This window comes from Stieleria marina (genome assembly GCA_007741555.1).
GTDB lineage: Bacteria > Planctomycetota > Planctomycetia > Pirellulales > Pirellulaceae > K23-9.
Window position 1 is genome coordinate 3253445 of record CP036526.1, and the last position, 22516, is coordinate 3275960.

The 22516-nt window shown below is 54.8% G+C and carries 12 protein-coding genes; 5 read left to right on the top strand and 7 right to left on the bottom strand.

From position 1 onward, the window contains the following. Nucleotides 1-8: 8 nt before the first annotated feature. The 4 genes from K239x_RS11320 to K239x_RS11335 all read left to right on the top strand — a co-directional run bounded on the left by K239x_RS11320 (nucleotide 9) and on the right by K239x_RS11335 (nucleotide 10440). The gene (locus K239x_RS11320) at nucleotides 9-3908 is read left to right on the top strand and encodes a PQQ-dependent sugar dehydrogenase (protein WP_145417989.1); all 3900 of its coding nucleotides are present in this window, start codon (nucleotides 9-11) and stop codon (nucleotides 3906-3908) included. A gap of 433 nt (nucleotides 3909-4341) precedes the next feature. Then, nucleotides 4342-6849: a membrane protein insertase YidC gene (gene yidC, locus K239x_RS11325; RefSeq protein WP_145417991.1), complete on the top strand. Its 2508-nt coding sequence runs from the start codon at nucleotides 4342-4344 to the stop codon at nucleotides 6847-6849. 201 nt (nucleotides 6850-7050) lie between these two features. Then, nucleotides 7051-8100, top strand: a complete 1050-nt coding sequence (locus K239x_RS11330) for a nucleoside monophosphate kinase (protein ID WP_145417993.1) — start codon at nucleotides 7051-7053, stop codon at nucleotides 8098-8100. Between the two features lie 297 nt (nucleotides 8101-8397). Further along, complete coding sequence (locus K239x_RS11335) at nucleotides 8398-10440, top strand: agmatine deiminase family protein (RefSeq protein WP_419189940.1); 2043 nt, start codon at nucleotides 8398-8400, stop codon at nucleotides 10438-10440. A gap of 85 nt (nucleotides 10441-10525) precedes the next feature. Here the strand turns inward: K239x_RS11335 and K239x_RS11340 are convergent, their stop codons facing one another. Both K239x_RS11340 and K239x_RS11345 read right to left on the bottom strand, forming a co-directional pair. Further along, on the bottom strand, nucleotides 10526-11875 hold the full coding sequence (locus tag K239x_RS11340; RefSeq protein ID WP_145422317.1) for a sigma-54-dependent transcriptional regulator: 1350 nt from the start codon (nucleotides 11873-11875) through the stop codon (nucleotides 10526-10528). 10 nt (nucleotides 11876-11885) lie between these two features. Continuing rightward, nucleotides 11886-13553: a sensor histidine kinase gene (locus tag K239x_RS11345; RefSeq protein WP_145417997.1), complete on the bottom strand. Its 1668-nt coding sequence runs from the start codon at nucleotides 13551-13553 to the stop codon at nucleotides 11886-11888. A 168-nt stretch (nucleotides 13554-13721) separates the two neighbouring features. Between K239x_RS11345 and K239x_RS11350 the strand changes: the two genes are divergently transcribed. After that, a complete protein-coding gene (locus K239x_RS11350; protein ID WP_145417999.1) occupies nucleotides 13722-14189 on the top strand; it encodes a hypothetical protein in 468 nt (155 codons plus the stop codon). Here K239x_RS11350 and K239x_RS11355 read toward each other — a convergent pair. The 5 genes from K239x_RS11355 to ylqF all read right to left on the bottom strand — a co-directional run bounded on the left by K239x_RS11355 (nucleotide 14101) and on the right by ylqF (nucleotide 22357). Further along, a complete protein-coding gene (locus tag K239x_RS11355) occupies nucleotides 14101-17724 on the bottom strand; it encodes an amidohydrolase family protein (protein ID WP_145418000.1) in 3624 nt (1207 codons plus the stop codon). The genes K239x_RS11350 and K239x_RS11355 overlap by 89 nt on opposite strands. A gap of 429 nt (nucleotides 17725-18153) precedes the next feature. Further along, complete coding sequence (locus tag K239x_RS11360; protein WP_145418001.1) at nucleotides 18154-20007, bottom strand: hypothetical protein; 1854 nt, start codon at nucleotides 20005-20007, stop codon at nucleotides 18154-18156. Between the two features lie 126 nt (nucleotides 20008-20133). Continuing rightward, nucleotides 20134-20988: a hypothetical protein gene (locus K239x_RS11365; RefSeq protein WP_145418003.1), complete on the bottom strand. Its 855-nt coding sequence runs from the start codon at nucleotides 20986-20988 to the stop codon at nucleotides 20134-20136. Between the two features lie 154 nt (nucleotides 20989-21142). Then, nucleotides 21143-21208, bottom strand: coding sequence for a hypothetical protein (locus K239x_RS28470; RefSeq protein ID WP_419190080.1), 66 nt, complete (start codon nucleotides 21206-21208; stop codon nucleotides 21143-21145). A 189-nt stretch (nucleotides 21209-21397) separates the two neighbouring features. Then, nucleotides 21398-22357: a ribosome biogenesis GTPase YlqF gene (gene ylqF / locus K239x_RS11375; RefSeq protein WP_145418005.1), complete on the bottom strand. Its 960-nt coding sequence runs from the start codon at nucleotides 22355-22357 to the stop codon at nucleotides 21398-21400. Nucleotides 22358-22516: the final 159 nt, after the last annotated feature.

Genomic DNA, 22516 nt, shown 5'->3' on the forward strand with positions numbered 1-22516 from the left:
GCCTAGCTATGGACGGACCCGCCCGCAATTTATCCGCACCTGCGGTAAAACTCGCTCAGCAAACTTTGCAACCTAAACCGTATGCAGCAAAAGTCATTGCTGCGACTTGGTTCATTGCGTCAGCGAGCCTGCTATTAGGCTTCGGCACACCGGTTCACGCGGACGAAGCGAACTGGATTTGGGCCGCAGGCAGTTCACTCGAACGCCCCGTCGCGCCAGGACAGACTTGCTGGTTTCGCAAGCCGGTCAATATCCGAGTCGCGTCCGAAGGCCGCATCGAGATCGCTGCCGACGACAACTATGAATTGTATTTGAACGGGAATCTGATCGGACGCGGCGGATCGCCCGAAGTCGTCGATGAATACGACGTTACAAAACACCTGCAAGTCGGGCGCAACGTGGTGGCTGTCAAAGTCGTCAATACGCACGGCAAAACGGCCGCATTGGCTGCCCGAGTTGCGGTTCGGCCTAACACAGGCGACAAGTGGTACACCTTTAGTTCTGACCCATCATGGCGAACCAGCACCGAAGAAAACTCGCAGTGGCAAACCGTGGTTTTCAATGATCGGCTTTGGGGTTCAGCAGCATCGTTCGGCAAGTTCGGCGAAACGGCTCCTTGGGATCATGATGCCGAAGAAGCGACCAGCGATGCGGTCGCCGCGACCCCGACTGACAATCAGCCAGCTGATAGCCAACGCGAACGATTCCAGATCCAACGAGGGTTCGGAGTTCAACGAGTGCTTAACGACGACAAAATTGGCTCGGCGATCGCGATGACATTCAACGAGTTTGGTCACATTCTTGTTTCGCAAGAAGATGGACCGCTGCTTTTGGTGTTTGATGCGGACAACGATGGTGTCCCGGAAAAAGTGCGCACCTATTGCGATAAAGTCAAAAACTGCCAAGGCATCTTGCCGCTCAACGGCGAAGTCTTTGTGACTGCCGACGGACCCGATGGTTCCGCTCTGTATCGCTTGTCCGATGAAGACCGCAACGGGTCGCTAGAGAAAATCAAAACGATCGTCAAATTCGATGGCAAATCGGGCGAACACGGTCCCCACGGACTGCGACTCGGTCCTGACGGCATGATCTACATTGCCGTTGGCAGCCATACACAAGCGGTCGGCAAACGCGGCAAGGGAGACACCTACCGTGACCCATACGAAGGCGACTTGCTGCCGCGATACGAAGATCCGACCGGACACGCTTTGGGCATCAAGGCTCCGGGCGGAACGATTGTTCGCACCAACGCCGACGGATCGATCGTCGAACGCGTTGCCGGCGGCGTTCGCAATGCTTACGACGTCATCTTCAATTCAGATGGTGGCATGTTCGTGCATGACGCTGACATGGAAGGCGATCTGAACACCGCATGGTATCGACCGACGGGTCTGTTCGACGTCACCGAAGGCGCCGAATTGGGTTGGCGAACCGGTTGGGCAAAATGGCCCGAGCACTACTTTGACCGAATCCCCACGTTGCTTAACACCGGCCGCGGTAGTCCGACTGGTGGCGTCGCGTATCAACACTACATGTTCCCAGTGCGTTACCAAAACACGATGTTTTTGGCTGACTGGTCCGAAGGACGTATTCTGAATGTTCGCCTGCGTCCGCGCGGAGCCGGCTACGTTGCCGACAGCGAAGTCTTTCTTCAAGGTCAGCCGCTCAATGTGACGGATGTCGAAGTTGGTCCCGATGGTGCGTTGTATTTCTGCACCGGCGGTCGCGGCACCGCCGGCGGTGTCTATCGTGTGGTCTACAAAGGCGACGTGCCTGATCGCATCAAAAAACTCGGCAGCGGAGTCGCTGCTGCGATCCGACAGCCGCAAATCGAATCTGCTTGGGCGCGTCAAGAGATTGCCAAAATCAAACGTGAGCTCGGCGACGAATGGGCTCAGTTGGTCGCTGGAGTCGCGTACAGCAAGGACAATCCGCCGGAATACCGTGTCCGAGCGATGGAGTTGATGCAGCTTTTCGGCCCTGTACCTAGCGAAGAGCTAATCCTTGAATTGGCACAATCTAGCAACGAAATCGTGCGTGCTCGTGCTGCCACAATGATGGGGCTGCATCCCGGCAAACTGACAAGCGAGCGGCTGGTCGAAATGCTGGGTGATAGCGACGCAAGAGTTCGCCGTGAAGTGTGCGAATCGATGTTGCGTAGCGAAACGTTCCCGAAATCAACCGAACAACTGATGCCGCTGCTGGCCAGCGATGATCGCACGTTGTCCTTTGTGGCTCGTCGTGTTTTGGAAAGAATGCCCCCCGATGTTTGGCGTGACGAAGTCGTCAACACTGCGGATGTTCGCATCGGGCTGAGCGGAATGTTGGCTTTGGTCAATGCCGATCCAACCGAAGCAACCGCGATGACGGTGTTGCAACGCGCCAGCGAGATGATGACAGGTTTCTTGAGCGATTCGGATTTCACCGACGCACTGCGTCTTTGTCAGGTTGCGATGCACCGCGGCAAAGTCGATCCTTCCAAAGTGGTTGCGCTGCGTGATCAAATTGCCGAAGAATTTCCTGCTAGCGACGGTCGAATGAATCACGAACTGATTCGTCTGGCTGCTTACTTGAAAGCCAATGACGTCGCTGACCGAGCATTGACGTACATTGAATCCGACGCACCCAAAGAAGATCGCGTATTAGTTGGAATGCACCTGCATTTCTTGGCTCCTAAATGGAATGCCAAGCAACGATTCCGCGTGCTGAAATTCTACGAAGAACTAGCCAGCGAAGATTCCGAAGGCGGTTTGCCGATGTACATCGCCGCAGTCACTCGTGACTTTGCAAAATCGCTTTCCATCGACGACGCACATGCATTGCTGGAGCAAGGCGACGTTTGGCGTAACGCAGCCTTGGCAGCGATCTACAAACTGGAACGCCCCGTCGATAGCGACACCGCTGAAAAACTTCGTGACTTGGATCGTCGTCTGATCGGTGATCCCCAGATTGGCGAAACCGAACGTCGTTTGCGGACCGGCATCATCGCGATGTTGGCAACCGCCGAAGACGACGAATCCGCAAATTACCTGCGCAAACTGTGGCGCAGCGAACCCGAACGCCGTAGCGTCATTGCGATGGCTTTGTCGGTCAAACCAGACGGTGAAAACTGGGACTACTTGGTTCGCAGCCTGAACGTCCTGGAGGACCAATCGGCAACCGAGGTGCTCAAGGCGCTCGCCGGTGTTCCAATTGCAACGGACGATCCCATGGCAATCCGCCAGCTGATTTTGCTAGGGGCTCGTGCCGAGACACAAAGCAACAGTTACGAATCGGTCGAACGACTGCTGGAGCATTGGACCGGTATGAAACGTCCCAAGGGCGCCGACAACACGATGCGACCTTGGCAAAAATGGTATGCCAAAATGTATCCCGATCGCGCCCCGGCTGAATTGCCCAAAGAAGAAGAGTCGCGTTGGGATTTCGATCAGCTTGTTGCGTATCTTGGCAGCGACAAAGGACGCTTTGGCGATCCGATGCACGGTCGCGAAGTTTATTCCAAAGCCAAGTGTGCTGATTGCCACCAGTTCGGCTCCAATGGAGAGTCGGTTGGGCCAAGTCTTTCGGGCATCGCGCGTCGGTTCTCCAAACGTGAGATCGTCGAATCAATTCTTTTCCCAGCTCATGTCGTCAGTAGCCAATACGCCAGTAAGAAGGTGTTGACGCTGGACGGCCGCATGTTGATTGGCATCGTCAGTCAAGAAACGGGCGGAGAGTTGGCGATCCGAGACTCCCAAAACAACATCACGCGGGTTCCTGAGAAAGAAATCGATCAGATTCTGCCCAGTACCAGCAGCAACATGCCCTCGGGCTTGGTGGACGGTTTGTCGCAGCAGGAAATCTCGGACTTGATGGCTTATTTGGGCGTGCTGCAGCCTTTGGAAATCGCCACACTTCCCGGAAAGTAGGCCGGGAGATCGCTTTTGACGATTCTCCGCTTTGCGGCGAACAGTGCGTCTTGAGCGGTTTGGGTCAGGACGGACTGCCGCAAGAGAGTCCGTCTGGATCGTGTTTTCGGGGCCACAAGCGACATTTCTTCTTTCCGCCGCTCGGTTCACCTTCCCAAGAAATGGCTCTGGGGGCAGAATACCGACTTGGCGTGCAAATCTGCGCGCGATCGATAGTTGGGTAACGGCTTTTCGTTTCTCTTACTTGGCTTCATTCCCTTCGTATTGCAGCGACGGGGCGGACGCATGGGCGGCCGGGGAGATCTTTTTGGGCACGAGCTCAAACTCTTCCGTAAAGCGTAAGTGAAACCGAGTTCGGTACCCACAGGTTCTCAGGCGGCCACCATGATGCGGTCCGCCGATATGCACATACCTCTAATCGCTTGGATCTACCGTGGAACGTCGTCTGCTCTCTTTTATCATCGCGTCGACGGCGTTTTTCTTCTTCTATATCAGCATGCGTGTCATGTTTGCGCCGCCGCCTGTTCCGGCCGGCGGTGATGGAGCGGGCCAGCAAGTCGCTGAGCTGGACGATCCGAATGTTCAAGACGCGGTGGGCGATCTCGACTTGGCAGCTGACGTCGGCAGTGACGCCGATGGAGACGTTGCTGACAAAGACGACGCAGCCAGCGAATCAAACGACGAAGACCAGCCAGCGATCCGAGCCGATCGGCCAAAGTGGTTAACACTCGGGTCGATGAATCCAAACTCGGGTTACCGAATGTTGGTCACGCTTAATAGTCGTGGCGGTGGGCTCGAACGCATCGAACTGACGACTCGCGATGACGAACAAAAATTAAAGTACCACCGCGTCGACGTGCGCTCGGGGTACCTCGGCTACTTTGCTGGCGAACCTGCTAGCCAAGCAACCGGTGTGCTGGTCAATGTAGTTGGCCCCGGAACTCCGGCAGCCTTAGCAAAGTCGGCCAGTGGCAGCATAGGAATCCAGCCTGGCGACGTCATACTCTCGGTGGGAAAATCACCGGTCTCGAATTCCGACGACATCGATGATGCACTCAGTAAAACGAAGCCCGGCGAAGATATCGTCGTCGAAGTGCTACGAGGCCAAGCGGCGGATTCCGACGAGATCGATGACAATGCAGCGGGCATCGTCACGACGCTGGAGTTTACCGCCCGGCTTACCGAACACCCCTTGGATTTGGTTCGATTGGCCAAATACGGCGGCGAAGATCAGGTGGCGGGAAACTTGTCCAAGCTTTCGTGTCTGCTGACGCTGGGGCAAGTCAATCGAAAGAGTATTGCGACTAACGGTACGTCGATTCGCGGTTTGGCGGATCCAGCCAAGTTGGTTTGGAATTCGCGAATGGACGAAGCTTCCAAAGAAGCAGTGTTTGACATTCAGCTTTCGGCAGCCGAAATGAAAGCGATCGGTGGAGAATCCGTTCGTCTGCGTCGCACCTATTCGCTCGCGCCCGAAAGCTACGCGTTGGACATGTCAGTCCAAGTCGAAAACTTGGGCAAGGAACCACAGAAGCTGGCGTACCGATTGGATGGCGTCAACGGTGTCACGATGGAAGGCTGGTGGTATAGCAATAAGATCAATCCTAACTGGAGCCGTGCTGCTGCTCGTGACGTCACTTACAAAACTGCCGCTGACGGCGACCAGTTGATGACGGGCTGCAACGTGCTGAAGCACGCTCGCAAGAATCCAAAAGATGTAGACGAAGTGATCTACGCCGAAGACGGCGATGAATCACAACGAGAATTGTCGTACATCGGCGTCGACGCGCAGTACTTTAACTGTGCGTATCTGCCTCCCAAAGACGAAACGTCGATGTCGTATTTTCGTCGCGCGACGGCAACGTTGGTCGCAAACGAATCCAAGATCGAAAAGTATCAAGAGCACGCGGTCAACACCTCGTTCTACTTGGACAGTGTCGTCCGTGAAGTTCCGCCCGGTGCGGCATTGGGGCACAGTTTTCGCCTGTTCGCAGGCCCCAAGCAGCCTGAGGTTGCTGAGGCTTATGGATTGAGTGACACGATCTATTACGGTTGGTTCTGGCCGTTCGCGATGATCCTGGTCAAAGTGCTGCACTTTTTGTACGGCATTGTTGGCAACTACGCGGTCGCCATCATTCTGCTGACGGTTTGCGTTCGCGGCATGATGTTTCCACTTAGCCGCAAAGCTGCGGTCAACGCACAACGCATGCAGGAGCTGGCGCCCGAACTGAAGAAAATTGCTGACAAGTACAAAGACGACATGGAAGGTCGTTTGAAAGCCCAGCGAGAATTGCAGCAGAAAGTCGGCTTCAATCCGTTGGCGGGTTGCGCTCCGATGTTCCTGCAGCTGCCAATCTTCATCGGTCTTTACCGTGCCCTCTCCGTCGACATCGAACTTCGCCAAGCCGCTCTGTCATCAGCCACATCGTGGGCGTCCAACCTTTCGGGGCCAGACATGATGACACGCTGGGACAGCTGGTTGATGGAGTATTTTTCGGGACGTGGAACAGGATGGTTGGGACCGTACTTCAACATTCTGCCGGTGTTCGTGGTGATTTTGTTTCTGACGCAGCAAAAACTGTTCATGCCGCCGGCGACGGATGAGCAAACCGCGATGACTCAGAAAGTAATGGGATTCATGACGTTGTTCATGGGACTGTTCTTTTTTCGGGTCCCAGCTGGCCTGTGCTTGTATTTCATTGCCAGCAGTCTGTGGGGTATCTGCGAACGCATCATGGTCAAAAAGACGCTCCCCAAAGGCAAGCACTTCGATCTGGACGCGATCGGCGCGGCTGAATCCGGAGGCGGAGTAATCGACGTCAAAGCGACCAGGAAAAAGTCGCTGGCCGATAAGATCCGCGATCAGATCACGCCGCCCGAATCGCCGGCTCCTCCGCCGAACAAACGGAAGCGTCCGCCAAGCGGCAATAAGAAGAAGTAGTTCGACGCAGCTGCCTTCGTCGTATCGCAGTCGTGTGTCGCATCGTGCGTCGCGTCGTTGTTTTGGACGTGCGCTGAATCTTCCGTCTCGTTCTGCCGCGAATTGGTGGTCAGATTAAGCCGCCCTCTCGCTGTGGCGGCGCAGGGCTTATGATTTTGACACATGTGTTCTCCGTCGATATTAAATTTGGTCATCGAAGCTATGAACAAAACGCCCGAAATCAAACCGAACACCTATTTCATCGAAGTGTCAGGAGCGGGAATTCCTGAAGTCGATGGGCTCTTTGTCCCATCGACCGCTCCTCCCGCCGAATCGGAATCGGGGACCGTGTCGAGCGTCGGTTATTGGAATGGCAAGATGGCGTGGGACCGTGCCGATGGCAATTGCGAGCGCAGTCCATCACTGTCGTATTCCAACAGCTACAGCTCGTGGCGAATCGCCAGGCCGGACGGCCACTTGGCCTACGACATCACGTGCGATGACGATCTTCCTCCCACGGACCGTCCCTGGCACGTCTACAAGAAGGGCGTCGCGCCAGCACCCAAGATCGTTCTTCATCACTTTGATCCTCGCTTGCCCTGCCCCAATCCCAATGTGGTGTTCGTGCTGGGAGGCCCCGGCGCTGGCAAAGGAACCATGTGCGAATTGGCCGAACTGCAGCTTGGCTGGACGCATCTTTCAACAGGCGAATTGCTTCGTGCCGAACGTGAGGCTGGTGGTCCATCCGCCGAAAAGATTGATGAAATCTTGAAAGCGGGCCAGTTGGTGCCCAACGATATCACGCTTGCACTGATCCAAAACGCGATGGAGACGGTGACGCGTACGACCGGAAAGAACAACTTTCTGTTGGACGGATTTCCTCGCTCGCTTTCCAATTTGGAAGGCTGGTACGAATTGTTCGGTCGCGAAGCGGAACTGCCGTCACTGCTGTACTTTGAGTGCCCGTACCGCGTATTGGAACAACGCATCCTGGGGCGTGCAAAGTATTCCGGCCGCAGCGATGATAATATCGAAAGCATCAAGCTGCGATTCGATACGTTCAAAGCAGAAACGTTGCCGATCGTCGAGCTCTTCAGGAGCAAAGGCATATGCGTCGAAATCGATACAAGCCTGGATCGCCAAGCTGTCTATGCAACAGTGGTCGACAGCTTGGCCAAATTTACGGACAAGCAAATCGCCGCAAGACCTCTATGCGAACGAGCGGAAATGCTGCTTGGCCTTAGGCCGTATCCCAAAGAAGTGGCGAAGTAAGATCTGCACCCCAGCAGCCACTGGGCTCGCTTCGCGGGAACCACCATCGCTCCTGATGGGTGTCGCCTGATACCCCGCAAGTCCGTGGGAGATTCGTCGCATTGTTTCTGCCGTCTGCGTCTGTCCACATCGCATCGTTTCTCATTTGCGAAAATATTTGCGTTCGCGAATAGGGAGAATGTAAGAAACTGCATCGGCCAGCGTGTGTTTACTTAACAGATCGAATTCGGTGCGTGCTTGAGTGCGATGGTTTCCGCCGACCATCATAAGCACGCGTTTCTAGGTGGGAGTTGTTAAGTGCGTACGCGTGGAATGCAACGAAAGAAACTCTTTCTTGCGACTTTGGTTTTTGCTTTCGGGACTTGGGCGGCAGTAAGTTTTGCGCTGCGCCCGTCGTCGCCTCCGGACACCGCCGACCGAGACGGGCCGTCGGAGGGAGAGTTCGGCCACCTGCACGAATTTTCGACAACATTGATGTCGCAGATGCGATCGGATCATCGAGATTTTGTGCTCCGAATGGCGCGTAAGGCTGACCCTTCAATTGACGATTCGATCTTCGTGCAGAACTTCTTGCGGAGCTTCACGCACTTCACCCAGGACAAAAACCTGAGCAGTCTGGTGCCCGAGGAAGTCGGTGCGGTGCATCATCACCTTGGGATGCTGCACGCTTACAACGGAGACTATCGGTCAGCCGAACAGAATTTAAACAAGTCGATCAATATCGCAGTTCGTGACGGTGATGTTTTGGCCGCTGCCCATACCAAGAACACGCTGGCGTGTGTTCTGGCATCGATCGGCAAACCTCAGCGGGCTCTCGAGCTGCTTCAAGAAGCGTTGCCGATTCTGCGTAAATCTCAGAGCGATTCGATCGCTGTTGCAATTGTTTTGCGGAACATCGGAGTGTTGCAGCATGCGACTGGCATCGATGGCACCGCGTCACTTAAGTCTTCGATCAGTCAGTTAGGCGATGAAGCGGGGATGGGGCACGTTGGTCTGGTCAGCGACCTTTCGATCGACTTCAAAATGATTCTGTGCAAGCAGCTTTGGAGCCAAGGTGACCTCGCGGGAGCGAGGTCGGTCTGCGGCGAAGTTCGCGACGATTTGACGGCGATGGCGCCGGAAATTCGTGGGACGACTTTGCGCAAGGATGTCGTTTCGCCAAATCAGTATGCCAACGCAAGACGCTTCGTCAAATATAACTTGACGACGCTGATCAATCAGATTCGCGCCCAGCAAACTGAGATAAAAAGTGATGACGGTTCGTTGCAGTCGTCCGACGCTTGGGTCTGGCGTCCGTTGTTAAAGCTCCGCACCGAACTGGTACCCAATGATTCAGCTCTAACGGCAACAATGAAAGCGGAATTCGAACCGCAGTCATCGCTGACCTTGGCTTGGGGGATGCGTCAATGGACCCATCAAGCAACGTTGGACATCGCAAAAGCGATCCACGGCAAGGTTGGTCTGATCGTGTTGGCTGACAATGACGAATCGTTGGCCGAGGCGCGAAGTGAATTCACCGCCGCGAATATTCCTGCCGCGGACGTCCAGTTTCGAGTCTACCAATTTGAATCGCCTTGGTTTCGCGACGCGGGTCCCATCGTTGGGGAGACGGCCAGTGGAAATACGATCTGGTTTGACTCGCAGCTAGCCAGAGAAGGGGCATTGGAGCGTTGTGCGTTCGACGCGATTCCTCAGTTTCTATCACGCTCCGAAGCGGTGGGGTTGGTCGATACGGCGTTGTATGTCGAAGGAGGAGCAGTCCTTTCCGATGGCCAGGGATTGACTGCTTGTTCGTCTTGGATCTTTGATCGCAACCGAGAGTTGGGCATCGAAGACGCTCAGATTGTTAGCGAGTTGCGTCGGATCGCCGGCACGAAAATACTCGCTCCGTTGGAACCGCTCGATGGCGAATCGACTGGCCACATCGATCTCTTTATGACGATTCCAGCTCCGCGCACAATTGTCATTGGGCAATACAAAGATGCCGATTCGACAAACGGCAAGTTGCTGGACGAACATGCCAATCGCTTGGCCAAAGCTCAAGTCGATGGCGACAAGATCAATGTCGTTCGCGTCCCGATGCCCGAAAATTCTGACGGCGTGATGCGAACATACACGAATGTCATTTACGCCAACGGAATCTTGCTTGTCCCATCGTATCCCGATGTAGACCAATCAATCGAACAAGAGGTAGAACGGGTTTACCGAAGTGTGCTGCCGAACTGGAAAATCAAGTTCATCGACTGTTCGCAAATCGTGCGAAAGGGAGGCGCATTGCATTGCTTGGTGTCGAATCTGGGCTACATCGACGAAAAGCTACCGTCTAAAGCAACTTTCTAAAGCAGTGTTTATGTGTGTTAACCCACGACACATGCAATACGCTCGCTGGCGTGTCGACGATGAAGCCCGTTTCCAACGGTAAACGCTAAGCTGACTGCTTCTTCTCTTCCGCGGCGTTCAGTTTGTTGTAGAGCGTCTTTAGGCTTACGCCCAGTTCTTCGGCAGCGGCCTTTTTGTTGCCTTCGTGACGTTCAATCGCTCGATCAATGGCGATCAGTTCCATTTCACGTAGGCTCATCGGTGCCGTGTCACGAATCTCTTTACGTAATTGTCGTGAACTGAAATGACGTGGCAGGTGGGTGACGTCGATCGGCATCGCGTCACAAAGGATAGCGGCGTGTTCGACCACGTTGGCTAATTCACGAACGTTGCCAGGCCAGCGATGCGCGACGAGTTCATCGATTGCGGCAGGCGTAAAGACTTGGTCGTCGCTGCCGTCGGTGCGATGCCGCCGCAGTAAGTGAACGGCGAGTGGCAAGATATCTTGGGGACGCTCGCGCAGAGCCGGCACCATGATTTCGAAGGTGTTGATCCGGAACATCAAATCTTCGCGGAATGTTCCTTCGCTGACCATTGCATCAAGGTCTCGGTGCGTCGCGCAGACGACTCGAACGTTGACGTTGACCGTTTGGTTGTCGCCCAACCGGCGAATGTCTCCTGTTTCCAGGACACGCAGTAGTTTGGCCTGCATCGCGAGTGGCAGTTCGCCGATTTCGTCTAGAAAGATCGTTCCGCCGTCAGCGACTTCGAACAGTCCCACGCGGGCGACGTCGGCGCCCGTGAAGGCGCCTTTGCAGTGCCCAAACAGTTCACTTTCGATCAGATTTTCGGGAAGTGCACCGCAGTTGACGGCGACCAGCGGTTCTTCGCCGCGAAGACTTTGTTGATGAACGGCGCGGGCAACCAATTCTTTTCCGCATCCGGTCTCGCCGCGAATCAGCACGGTGCTTTCCGTTGGCGCGACGCGGCTGATTAGTTTTTTCATTGCATCCATTGATGGTGCGGTGCCAACCAATTGCGAATCGCCTTCGGCTTGCCGAACACGATGCTGCAAAGCGGCCAGCTGCCGACGCGTGCTGCGACGCTGTGCGATCTGGCCAAGCAATTCAGCGATATGCGCCAGCGGGCACGGTTTGGTCAAGTATTCGTATGCCTGATGACGCAGTGCCGCGATCGCCGTTTCTTGGCTTGGGTTGCCCGTCATCACCACGGCTTCGACATCGGGGCGCAGTTCGCGTGCGTGCTGGATTACTTCGATTCCGCTCATCCCTGGCATGTCGATGTCGACGATCAGGCAGTCGAACGGTTCTTTCTGCAGCGCAGCAACTGCGGTGGCACCATCGGGACATACGACGACGCTATGACCGATTTTTTCCAAGTTCTTTTTCATCAACTCCTGCAAATTCCGTTCGTCATCGGCGAACAGAATGTGCATGGCGTTTTTCTTAGGCGACGGCTTTTGCGTCATGTTCCCATCCAAGGTTGGTTTGGTTGCTGAGAGTTTCTTTTGTCACTGCATTGACGGGCAACGTGAGTTCCAATTTGGAACCCTTGCCGTCCCCATCGCTGCTGGCAGTGAGCGATCCGTGGTGTTGAGAGACGATTCGGTAAGTGATGCTGAGTCCCAAACCGGTTCCAGTCCCATCGCGTCGGCGGGTGAAGAACGGTTCAAAGAGGTGATCCAGCACTTGTTGCGACATGCCGCATCCATCGTCGTAAACACCCACGTAGGCACTTTGGCCACGGGTACGTACATGGACATCGACGGCGCCGTCGGTGCTGACGCTTTCCAAGGCATTGGTGACCAGATTCAGGATCACTTGCTGGATCTCGTGCGAATTGACATGCGCGTGTACTTGGTCGTCACTGTGGATGCGAATCGTTTTACATTTGTATTTGCCGAGCTTGCTGACGATCGAAACGACACTGTGTACCAGTTTGCAAAGATCGGTCGACGAACGACTGACGTCACCCAGGCGACTGAAATCTAGCAAGCCATCCGTGATTCCTTTGCATCGATACGCCTCGTCTTGGATGCGCTGTAGATTTGATTGCAGGGCTTCGGTGAATTCGGGATTTGACTGAATGCCCGTGCCCGCCATCAGCACGTCATCCAAATCGGATTGAAGCGATTCGGCGCTCCAGGCAATGCTGGCCAGTGGATTATTGATTTCATGGGCCACACCCGCCGCCAGAAATCCAACGCTTGCGAGCTGTTCGTTTTGGATGACTTCGCGTGTTCGCTGGCGAACTTGTTCATCCAATTCGGCGTTCAGTTCGTTTTGCCGATCGTAGACGTCACGAAACTTGGTCGACATGCTGTTCATCGCATCGGCCAGTTCACTCAATTCGTCACTGGTTCCTAAATCGATGCGGTGCCCGTACTGTCCGGCAGCTACCAACCGCGAACCTTCAAGAAGAGTTTGGAAAGGTTGGGCGACCATTGATTTAAACGAAAACCAAAGCAACAGCAGCAGCACGATTGCGGTCACGGTGCAGACAAGGTTGAACCAGATCCAGCGGTCGTATTGGCCGTTAACTTGTTCACTGAATTTTGCCATCTCCGAGTGAATCAATTCCAAATGCGACTCTGCTTGAGCGACTAACTCATTGGTCCGGTCCACGAACCTGTCATGGCCGTCGTTTGTATCAAGATTCACTTGCCCCCACTTATCGCGAATCGCATCCAGGGCTTCTTGAATTTCCCAAAGCGATTGTTGCTGCAGCGATTTGTCGACCAGCATTTGGACGTCGTCTTTGCCGGTGCTGACCTGAGTGGCGTAGGCATCAAGTGTGATTTGGATGTGCCGCAAGTCGCCGTCGATCGCAGCGTTGGCGGTTTTGATTTCGTGACGGGCTAAGAATGATGGCCCGAGAATACCGCGTTGGTCGCGAATTTCTGCAAGTTGCCCGTAGCCTCGGCGAATCGAGTTGGCGGTGCGGACCAGATCGTTGGCAAAGGGGATTTGCACGGCCTGCTGGCTGACTGAATCTGCCAATTCACGGTAGCGTTGGACACCCCAAACTCCGCTAAAAGCCAGGAAACAAAAAATCATCGTCAGCACGGTCAATGCGTAGACAAGTTTGGTGCGAATGGATCTGCGACGAAGCACGCTTTGCCCTCCCTAGCACGTGGCGTGAAACTCTCTTTGCGGTGAATCGAGGGTACGGATGCTTCGGGGCGGGGGCAAGAGGAATCGACTGTGCGATGTCAAAACGAGAGCAGACAAAGTGCGTAGAATGGCGGCTTGATATCATTCCAGTGAAAGCATTTTTCGCCGATGACCGAAGTCAATCCTTATCAACCGCCCGAACCCATTGAGAACGCCGCCAGACGCAACTGGTGGCAGCGACTCTGGCAGAAAAGTGACCCAGATCAACGCTCCGTTCGCACATTGATTGGCGAAGCGGAATCGGTTGCGGATGTCTTGTCCGGTACGGCATTTATGGAGTACGGCGTCGTATTCACGATCGACGCAAATGTACAGGATCGAATCTTTGCCGCGATTCCCGTTTCGACTAGCGATGCTGGGACGCGGCAACGCTGTGCTCGCGAAGCATCATTTGTGCTCCAAGAATTGATCGAGCGCATCGCTGGACTAAGCGAACAGCTCAATCATCGCGATCTGGTTGTTTCGATTATCGACCACTATCAGGTGCTTAACGGCGCGAAGTATCAAGTTGTGTGTCGGCCAGATCAGTGGCAAGCTTGTCATCGAGAGAAACCGTCGAAGAATCCGGTGCCGTAGAGTCCGGGAACAATCCAGCGTCGCGCGAGTCCGCAGCGACTTGCCCCAAATCGCTTTGCAAAACAAGATGTGCATCTCTTGGGCTGGCTAAAGACTGATGCACCGTTGTCCGTGAAATCCGCTGCTGTCTGTCAGCGGCTTTGCGAACGGGGATCCAGTCCGAAGGCCCAACGCTCAAATCAGCATCATCGATCCATTCGCCTGATGGCGTGTTGGCCCGTTGTTCAGCTAGAAAATTGATGACTTCCAGGATGTCGCCCGGCGTGAATTGATTGTCGCCGGACGTATCGTAAAAACGATTGGGCCAAGGATTTAGTTGGCCGGGCGGCAAACCGTTCTGAGTGTCGGGTTCGATGTAGTCGCGATCGACCAATTGATTGATGACTTCCAAAATATCGTTCGGCGTCACCTGGCCACTGTTGTCCACGTCTTGGGGAATGATGCTGTTATGCCAAGGTAATTGCGTTTGTACGTGGATCTGTTCAGTCGCGTTCCCGACGGTGCTCTGGGCCACATGGAAGAACTGATCGCCTTGGACGATCGGATCACCAAAGGTCCAATTGGTAGGGTCGGCAAACTGCAGTCGGTCGCCTGGGCCCGTCAGAATCTGCACGGAACTGTCCGGCGTCAGCATTTGAACTGACGCAGCACTGACGATTAATGTTGTCGCCCCGGGATCGCGAAGGTCGATAATCTTTAAGTTCGCCAGACGAAACGAATCCTCCACCAAGTTGACTTCGCCGTCGCCGCTAACGTGAAGCTGGTTTTCGCCGGTTCCGCCATTCAGTGTCAATCCGCGAGCGGGAAGGGCGAATGTAGCGATGTCCAGCACGAATGTTTCATCCTGCGGGTCGCCAAACACCGAAAGGCCGCCAAAGCTGCTATTTGGAGCGTCGAAGAACTCGGTGAATTGGTGCCGGACCGAAGTGCGTCCCTCGCTAGTCGCTACGATGATGGGACCGGTCGGGGCACTGTTAAAACTGGTCGTTACACGGGCGTTCAGGTTTTGCGAGCCCGCACGAAGATTGATCCATTCATCTTCGACTTCTCCATCCGCCGCGAAACCCAAAGGTGTTAATCCGCCGGCACTACTAAGCCGCAATCGTGCAGCGGTTTCGCCAACGGAGGTGCCCTGAGGCAATTGAATGCTGATCGTGTTTACTCCTGCGACGACATCGACCATTTCAGCCACTCGTTCGGTCTGATGGTTCCACAGTCCGTCGCGATCGAAATCAAACCAGGCATCCAGTTTTCCACTGGCCGAAGACACGACCGAAAAATTGGCGACCGTATCGGTAGTAGTATCGATAATGAATGTGGTCGCGAAAGTCGCGCCGTCATCGTCGTCTTGGCTGGCGACGTCATCTCCGGTGGCCTGGAAGGCTGGCTGACCATTCGCTTCAGAATCAATCGCTTCGCCCAGGAACAACGACGTCACATTATGTACCGCGCCATCTTGGGCGATCGTGACGGGGTAGTCGTTTGCAAATCCGGATTGCTCGGCCGTCGGCGCGTCGCCAAAATCGGTTCCGATGGGATCCTCGTCCACGACTGTCGCGAACGCCACCGCTGCGATCATGTCGACGGCTTGAGCGAGCAAGGTGACGCGGCGATCACCGTCGTCCAGATCATCGTTGACGCTGTCGATTCGAAACGTGACCGAACTGGATCCGTCAGGAATTGTCACTGTTGTCGGCAAGGTCGCTTCGGAGAGGTCGCTGCTGGTCAGTTTGACGACTAAGTTTCCGCTCGTTCCGGGACGTGTGACCGTGCCGGTCGTGGATCCCCCGTTTTCCAGAATGCGACTGCTGCCAATCGCTAGCTGCAGTGCGTTGCCGTGAACCGTTTCGCCACCGAGCAGCGTTAGCAACACGCTCGTGTCGTCGATGTCTTCCGGAGCGATCGTCAATAAGTTCTGGTCCAGCACCACCAAATCAGCAAGTTTTCCAGCAGTCAGCGATCCGACACGATCTTCTTGCTGCATCGCATAGGCGGCGTTATAGGTGTAAGCCTCGATTGCGTCTTTGACATGCGCAAGCTCCTGCCCGTCGGTGCGCGTCATCGATTGTTCGATACCGACGAAGGGATTGGGGCTATTGACGTCGAAATCGCTGCTGAACACCACGGTCGCGCCCGCATCATGCAGACTCCGAACAGGCAAAAGTGTGTCGGCACGATCGCCGACCAGTGTCCGTAGAAACTCACGATTCTCGGGGGATAGAATTTCGCCGCCGACTTGAAAATCGGCGATCGTGCCCGTCGACGCAAAACGCGAGTAGTCATCGGGATGGATGATCTCCGCATGAGTGATGCGGTGTCGTAGATCAGTATGACCTTGATTGGTCGATTCGATCGCCGACAGCGCATCGCGAACGCCCGCATCACCGACGGCGTGGATGTTAAATGCGAATCCAACTTCTTGCAGGGCGGTCAAGTAGTTTTCCAACCGTTCGACTTCAAAGTACTTCAATCCATGGTCGCCGCCGTAGCCAGCGATGTCGTATGCATCCAGTAAAGCAGCGGTGCCGTTTTCGATAATACCGTCACTGTAGAGTTTGATCTCGTTGATTTTCAGCAAGCGATCTTCGTCGTTGCTGTACAGCGCGGTGAGATCTGCAATCTGCTGCACGTCGTCATGTTGTGGATAGGCCCACAATCCAAGATTTGCGCGGACGGTCAGATGTTCTTCCGTTTCGGCGCGGCTCCAGACGTCATCGTGTCCACGCGAAGGATACACTCGCGCGTCGGCAACGGATGTGACACCGAATTGATTGAAGGTTTGGATTCCCTGGACCAAGCCTTGATAGTTCAGTTCGTCCAGCTGATCATTCTGTGCCAGCGCGACTTCAAAGATCAGGTCGACCGCGTTGTCGATCAGCAATCCCGTTGCTTCGCCGGTCACGGAGTCACGCACGATGACGCCTCCGGTCGGATCCGGGGTCGAATCGGTGATACCGGCAGCAGTTAGCGCGGCCGTGTTGACCCACATCGAATGCGAAGTCGCTTCCAGCATCGCCGCCGGAACATCAGGAATCGCTTCGTCCAAAATATCTTTTGGCAGTTCGGTCAGGCCAACAAACTGATCAATGGTTTGTCCGCCGCCGAGAACCCAGCCGGTGGCAACGTGCGGAGTCTGTCCGGTGAGCAGTGGAACCAGGTCTTCCAGCGGAGTGGCTGCACTCAGTTGGACCGTGTTAACTGATGAAAACGCTTCCAAGATATGAGTGTGTACATCGTGAAAACCTGGCAGGACCATGCGGCCTTCCAAGTCTTGGATTCGCGTTTGATCGTTGGCTAAGGCCAGGATTTCTGCGTTGGTGCCGATCGCCAAAATTTGATCGTCGTCAATCGCAATGGCTTGGGCTGCTGAGCTCTCCCACGCCAGTTCCGGATCGACGCTGTAAATGGAACCGTTAATAAAGACAGTGTCGGCGATCCCGTCGGCGGCCAAAAGCATCCGCTGCTCAAGACGCTCCACACGTAAGGAACTTTTGCTACGGTGACTTGCTTTGCGAAGAGATCGTGTGCGAGACATCTATGGGAGCCAAAAACGGCGAGCGAATATCGAATGGGAGCATCACTATAGACGACCCATGGGTGGCTTTTGTTCCCCGCATTGGGCTCCGCCCCGAGATGATCACCCGGGCATCGACATCAGTAAACGCGGCAATTTGCGATGTTTTCGGCAGTGGGGGAACTTTGCCGCGTCAGGCGAATGTCGCTCATTTGCTTCGCTGGGTACGTGCGGGAACGCCTGCGATGTGCCTGACACGGACTCCGCTTTTTCGTCCCCTGTTGGTCTCAGATAAGAATGGGCAAAGGAGATGACGGGGAGGATTGAAAGAAAAAAGGCCGTCTGAAAATTTGACCTTCATGGTGCTGGTTCGCACCTGGGTGTACTCCGCGACTTCGTCTGTCGTGGCGATAAGACGATGGTAGGGTTCCGTTGGCCGAAGGCATCCGGCTACTTCGTTAGCGAAATCGTTTGCGATTTGCTGCCTACTTGGGCCTCTTTGACGACGACCGTTTCAGGAGAGTTCTTGCCAGCTTTGATGGTGAACGTTTTTCCTTTGGGAGCACCAGGCACGAACGACTTGCCGCTGGCGCGAACCGTGTAGAGAACTTCGCCGCTGCTGGAGTCGATCAGTTGTACGACGGGTGAATCAATGTCAAACGTCAACTCACCAAGTTTTCCCCATGACGGCGGGTTGTAGTTGTCGAACTGCGAAATCGTCAGCGGCCAGCCTGGGTACTGCTTCGCGGATGAATCGGTGACATCGACATTGCGAGGCCAGCATTCCATCGTGATCGAACGCTTTTGAGTGTTCAGTCGAACGATCCCAAATCCTGCAGCACGCGTGTTCAGCAGGTTGCCCGCTGGCATCTTTTCGGGGTTAGCGGCGGCGTAGTTGGTGACCTTGTTGTTGAATCCGTCCAATGAGTCCCCTGTGTATTCAGGACTGCCTTCTTTGCGGTTCTTTCCTGGCTCCAACGGATCCCACCAGCGAAGGTACAGATTCGCAATCGACGGAACACAGAACGACCAAATGGCGTCGCGGTGTTCATCGACACCTTGATGAAAAATCGTTGCCAGGTGTTGATCGCCTGCGTAGTGAAATGCGAATCCTTTGCGAAGCGATTTGAGTGCTCGATTGCGTCCGGCTTGCGGCCAACCGTTGGAATCCATGTCAGCATGCAAGCGACCGTTGGCAGCTCCGTGAATGTGTGCTCCGCCGCAGAAGATCGTTGCGGACAATGCCACTTTCATTTTGGCGTCATCCCAGTCCTGCGCCCAAGCGTCGATGAATTTTAGCTGGCGTTCGCCCAGCAAAATCGCGCCCTTCACATCGACACTCTCGGGGTCGTAGTCGGGGTTGCGAATGTGATCCGGGCGTGGACCCTGTTTGGGCACTCGGCCTGCCGGACCCGTTTTGAATTTTCGGTCTTCCAAGACAGCGAAGTCAACGTTGCCCCAGTTTAGATTAGTGAAGTAGACACCGATGCCTTGACCGATCTTGTGAGGATCGACGGGGTCGGGAAGGTGACTGGTTTGGGCTCGTTCGACTTCTTGGACGTAAACGCCAGGACGCGAGTAGCCGCCGTCAGCTGCTCCGCTGAGCGTCGAAATCTTACCGCTTTCGCCCCAAAGATTGGGTTGTCCAGCATCATGGTCATCGGGCAGGCAAATGGTCGGGCGGTCTTTGATGATGTCACCAAAGTCCCGGCCAAACTTTAGCCAAGCCGCGTAGTGTCGATTGTGGTCATACACTTGGTCGCCGGAGAAATAGAGCACGTCTGCGTCGACACGGTTGATGTTGTCGATTAGGTCTTGACGCGAAATGTCGCCGCCATGCATCGGATGAATCGAATTGCCCGTAAACCCAGCGACGACGATTTCCTCTTTGTCGACAGGGTTTTTGCGAATGGTGCCTTCGTAGGTGGCGTCGGTACCATGGAGGACGCGGTACTTTCGGGTTTGCGTGTCGTCCCAGTTTTCAACTCGCAGCGGCGCAGTCCAACCGGCCTCGATGACTTCGGTCCGTGCGACTTCCGTCCATTGCCCGTCTTTTTCAATCTCCAGGCGAACAACCGTTGGATCGCTGGACTTCAGCGGATAAAGCTGAGCTGTTAATTTCAGCGTCTTGTCGTGAACGGTATACAAGGCGAAGCAAATCACGTCACTGCGTTTGACGTCCGGGATCGTTAGATCGCCGCGACGTGGTCGCCGTTTGGCATTTTGCTGGGCAAGAACCGACGTGCTGGTCAGCATTAACGCCAAGCAGATCAGAACGCATCGTTGGAAGGATTGAAGATTCATGGTTTTGTTTATCGATCGAAATAAGTCGTTGGTGGTGCCAGAGCGAGATTGGTCGGGGTTTGAATCCCGTTTTCAATCAAGTGTGTTCAGGAACGGTTTATATTCGGCAACGCATGTTCGTGGGGCTCAAAGAGGTTCGTCTTTTGGCTCTCGCCATATTAGCAACAAATAGAGCGGAATGAGGAAGTGGGGCGCTCGAAGAACCGCTTCGTGCAAGTATTGATCCGCGCCCCAGTAATTTAGTTGCCAAGACATTCCGGCAACGGGGCGTGCGATCGCGGTCAGGAAACCCCATGCCGTCGCGTAGACGGCGCTGACTTTGCGAGTCAACGGAAAGCAGATTCCGAGACAGACTATGAAGTCAAGCGTTCCTGCGATTCGCAACAGTGTCTGCGTGGTGGGGTATTCCACGCCCAGTATCAACGTTGTCATCGCCGAAAAGCTTGCAGGCGTCGGCCATGCGCCAACCGCGTACAATCCGTGACCTGCGAACGTCATAATCAAAGCGATCATCGCCATGATGGTTGTGCATCGGTGGCGAACCCCAAATACGAGGGCCAAGACCAGCAGGATGGGGATCAGCATTTGGCCGCCGTGTTCGATGAACATGGGTGGCTGCCGAATTGCGGCAACGTATTTGGCATAGCTGAGCCAGATCAGCAGGCCGCTGCCGAGGACGAGTCCGCTGATTTGAAAACGGGAAGTTCGCCGAACGGTCAGGGACAACACGGCGCAGGCGAGGTACAGCCACCAGATTCGGGCCAACCACTTTTGGACGACTCCATCATTGGCGCCGGTACCAACAAATTCTTCCCAGCTCAGACCGAACCGACTCGCTAAATCGAATGTCGAATCTTGCCATAGAAGCACACCGTAGGGAGCTTCCCAGTAGTAATGCACCCAAGTCCAACCGGCGAAGCATAGGAACGCTCCCAGCCGAAGACAGAGGAGCGGTAGGTTGTCTCGATTCGGTTCGTTCACGTTTGGCCCGGAAGCTCCGCCGTCATTTGGTCGTCAGGGAGCATTCTACTGGGATCAGAATCGGAGGCCAGCCTCTTGTGTCAGTCGCCGACATTGGGAGATCGAAACCACAAGAGTCCGCCGGGTGTGGTTAGGTGTCGTGCGTCGGCCATTGCTAGAAAGCGGAATGGTCATGGTGGATTGCCATTCCGATGTTCTTAGGGTTGTTTCGACAACTCATCGGCTGTGCCGCTTCGCGCAGCCTAACTAGCCGGGCAGCCTGAGTAGCCGGAAGAAGATGCCCGGCCAAAACCCAATCATTGCAGTTACGACCAGCAGTTTGACGAACGCAAAGGATCGATGTCCGTCTTTTCGCCCATTTCTTTTATCGCTGCAAAGAGCTGCCTTGCTGCTGGGATGGTGTGGTCCGCTAGCCGCGCATTTCGCGAGACTTCTTTTGAGCTCGCTGTTTGTCGCGAAATCGTTTTTTGCGTTTTAGTTCTTTTTCTTTGTCGCGTTCTTCTTTTTCCGCGATGTCTTTTGCCGTTTGAATCTTTTCGCGTTGCATGATCTTGGGCGTTTCGTACGTCAAACGTCCGAGACCACCGGATCGTACTTCGGTGACAAAGATTCGCGACGCACGATCGATGTCGACCAAGTTGCCGCGTCCTAGGCAGCCACGTTTTCGTCCAATCGCTTCGATCAATTCCAGTTCGGTCGTTGGGACTTCATCCAAATCAAATCGTTTTGCGATCCGCTCGGGATAGGTCGCCGTCAAATATCTCGCCCCGAAGAAAGCAACATCGGCGTAGTCCATGGCGGTTTCTTTGATCGAACCGATCAACGCCAAGCGATAGCCGCTGTTGACGTTGTGGACATTGGGCCACATCACTCCGGGCGTATCCAGCAACGTGATGCCGTCGCCGATATTGACGCTCTGTTGTTGCTTGGTAATCGCCGGCGTGTTTCCTGTCTTGGCAATTTTGCGACCTGCCAAAATATTGATGATCGTGGACTTACCGACGTTGGGGATTCCCACGACCATGGTCTTGATCGTTTTGCCGTCCTTGTGCGGGACCATTCTAGCAGCGGCATACTTGAGCTTCAGGATGGTGGGGATGTCCTTGGTCGTGACTGCCCGAGCCCGAACACCTTCGGTCGAACTAAGATACTCTTGCCACTGAACCGTCAATTCTTCGTCGGCTAAATCGCTTTTCGCTAGCACTTTCAAGCAAGGTTTTTCGCCTCGCAATTCGGCAAGCATCGGGTTCTCACTCGAGTAAGGAATCCGCGCGTCGAGCACTTCGATCACCACATCAACTTTGGGCAGAGCGGCCTGGATCTCCAGCCGAGCCTTGTGCATGTGCCCGGGGAACCATTGAATTTGCATGACGTGGACCGATACTGTCGTTTCGCGATGGAGAGCCAATCGCGGATAAGCTGACTGAATTGTTTGAGCGGAGAATTCGCCCGCTTGGGATCTATTGAAACACGCACAGCTTCATTTCGATAGCCGTTCGCTGGAAATCGTCCCATCCATCTCCAGCAG

Coding starts and splice junctions, on each gene's coding strand:
- K239x_RS11350 (WP_145417999.1), top strand. CDS start 13,722: ATGACCGAAGTCAATCCTTATCAACCGCCCGAACCCATTGAGAACGCC.
- K239x_RS11340 (WP_145422317.1), bottom strand. CDS start 11,875: ATGCACATTCTGTTCGCCGATGACGAACGGAATTTGCAGGAGTTGATG.
- K239x_RS11355 (WP_145418000.1), bottom strand. CDS start 17,724: ATGTCTCGCACACGATCTCTTCGCAAAGCAAGTCACCGTAGCAAAAGT.
- K239x_RS11320 (WP_145417989.1), top strand. CDS start 9: ATGGACGGACCCGCCCGCAATTTATCCGCACCTGCGGTAAAACTCGCT.
- K239x_RS11360 (WP_145418001.1), bottom strand. CDS start 20,007: ATGAATCTTCAATCCTTCCAACGATGCGTTCTGATCTGCTTGGCGTTA.
- ylqF (WP_145418005.1), bottom strand. CDS start 22,357: ATGCAAATTCAATGGTTCCCCGGGCACATGCACAAGGCTCGGCTGGAG.
- K239x_RS11330 (WP_145417993.1), top strand. CDS start 7,051: ATGAACAAAACGCCCGAAATCAAACCGAACACCTATTTCATCGAAGTG.